The organism is Citrobacter sp. Ce006 (assembly GCF_030336535.1).
Taxonomy (GTDB): domain Bacteria; phylum Pseudomonadota; class Gammaproteobacteria; order Enterobacterales; family Enterobacteriaceae; genus Citrobacter; species Citrobacter europaeus.
On the sequence record NZ_JAOWDO010000060.1, the window covers coordinates 1 to 2,693 of the forward strand.

Genomic DNA, 2,693 nt, shown 5'->3' on the forward strand with positions numbered 1-2,693 from the left:
CCATCGGCTGACCTGGCGGGCATAAAAGACGGCGATGCCAGCGTGCAGGTGAGCGTGACCAACGTCAACGGCAACAGCGCGTCTGCGGGCCGCGAGTACAGCGTGGATGCGACCGCACCGTCCGTGACCATCAGTACCCTTGCGGCTGACGATATCCTGAACGCCACGGAAGCGCAGTCAGACCTCGCCATCTCCGGCACCAGTACCGCCGAGGCGGGCCAGACGGTGACCGTGAGCCTGAACGGTAAAAACTACACCACCACCGTAGGCGCTAACGGCAACTGGACGCTGAACGTTCCGGCGGCGGACCTGGCGGGATTAACCGACGGCAGCGTGACCGTCACCGCGAGCGTCAGTGACAAGGCGGGGAACCCGGCGTCGGTTGACCACAACCTGACGGTGGACGTGACCGTGCCTGCGGTGACGATCAACACCATCGCGGGCGATGACGTCATTAACGTGGCTGAACACAATCAGGCACAGATTATCAGCGGCTCCGCCACCGGCGCGGCAGCGGGGGATAAAGTCACCGTCACCATTGGCGGCCAGACTTACACCACCGTGCTGGACGCGGCGGGCAACTGGAGCGTGGGCGTTCCGGCGAGCGTGATTGCCGGCCTCAGCGATGGCAGCGTGACCGTCACTGCGTCAGTGACCGACGCGGCGGGCAATACCGGCAGCGGTACGCACAATGTAACCGTTGATACCGGGCTGCCGTCAGTTGGCTTCGACACCCTCAGCGGCGATAACGTGCTGAATGCGGTGGAGAAAGGCCAGGATCTGAGCGTGAGCGGTACCAGCGCCAACCTGGCGGAAGGCACTCTGATCACAGTGACGCTGAACGGTAAACAATACACGGCGACAACCGCTGCAAATGGAAGCTGGAGCCTGACGGTTCCGGCAGCCGATCTGGCGGGCCTGGGTGAAGCTAACTACACCCTGAACGCCGCGGCGACCAACGCGGTGGGTAACAGCGTGAGCAATACCGCAAACCTGCTGGTCGATACCGCGCTGCCAACCGTCACCATCAATACCGTGGCGGGCGATAACGTCATCAACGCGGCGGAAGTGGCTGCGGGGCAGACCCTGAGCGGTACCGTAGCCCATGCGGAAGCGGGCAACACCGTAACCGTGACGATTGGCGGCAACACCTATACCGCGACGGTGCAGGGCGATCTGAGCTGGTCAGTGAATGTGCCGTCTGACGTGCTGACGGCGCTGGGCAACGGCAGTTTGAGCATTTCGGCAACCGTGACCAACGGCCACGGTAACACCGGCTCCGGCGAGCGTGATGTGACTATCGACGCCAACCTCCCGGGTCTGCGTGTCGATACCGTGGCGGGTGATGATGTGGTCAACAGTATTGAACACAATCAGAACCTGATCGTGACCGGTTCCAGCGACGGTCTGACCCCCGGCACCGCGCTGACCGTGAACGTGAACGGGAAAGACTATTCCGCCACAGTACTGGCAGACGGCACCTGGAGCGCAGCGGTTCCGGCGGCAGATGTGGGCGCGTGGCCGGAAGGCACCGTGAAAATCAGCGTCACCGGCGACAGCGCGGCGGGTAACCCCATCACCATCAGCCACGACGTGACCGTCGATCTGGCGAGCGTGGCGATCAGCATCAATGCCATCGCCACCGACGATGTGATCAATGCCGCTGAAAAAGGTGTTGATCTGGTGCTTTCCGGCGCGACGACCAACGTCGAAGCCGGGCAGACCGTGACCGTGAGCCTGAACGGTAAAATCTACACCACCACCGTTGATGACAGTGGCAACTGGACGGCGACCATCCCATCGGCTGACCTGGCGGGCATAAAAGACGGCGATGCCAGCGTGCAGGTGAGCGTGACCAACGTCAACGGCAACAGCGCGTCTGCGGGCCGCGAGTACAGCGTGGATGCGACCGCACCGTCCGTGACCATCAGTACCCTTGCGGCTGACGATATCCTGAACGCCACGGAAGCGCAGTCAGACCTCGCCATCTCCGGCACCAGTACCGCCGAGGCGGGCCAGACGGTGACCGTGAGCCTGAACGGTAAAAACTACACCACCACCGTAGGCGCTAACGGCAACTGGACGCTGAACGTTCCGGCGGCGGACCTGGCGGGATTAACCGACGGCAGCGTGACCGTCACCGCGAGCGTCAGTGACAAGGCGGGGAACCCGGCGTCGGTTGACCACAACCTGACGGTGGACGTGACCGTGCCTGCGGTGACGATCAACACCATCGCGGGCGATGACGTCATTAACGTGGCTGAACACAATCAGGCACAGATTATCAGCGGCTCCGCCACCGGCGCGGCAGCGGGGGATAAAGTCACCGTCACCATTGGCGGCCAGACTTACACCACCGTGCTGGACGCGGCGGGCAACTGGAGCGTGGGCGTTCCGGCGAGCGTGATTGCCGGCCTCAGCGATGGCAGCGTGACCGTCACTGCGTCAGTGACCGACGCGGCGGGCAATACCGGCAGCGGTACGCACAATGTAACCGTTGATACCGGGCTGCCGTCAGTTGGCTTCGACACCCTCAGCGGCGATAACGTGCTGAATGCGGTGGAGAAAGGCCAGGATCTGAGCGTGAGCGGTACCAGCGCCAACCTGGCGGAAGGCACTCTGATCACAGTGACGCTGAACGGTAAACAATACACGGCGACAACCGCTGCAAATGGAAGCTGGAGCCTGACGGT

At 62.9% G+C, this 2,693-nt stretch carries 1 protein-coding gene; it reads left to right on the plus strand.

Annotated features, from left to right (window positions below):
- On the plus strand, positions 1–2,693 hold a 2,693-nt coding region (locus OGV94_RS06280; protein ID WP_286522891.1), incomplete at both ends, for an Ig-like domain-containing protein.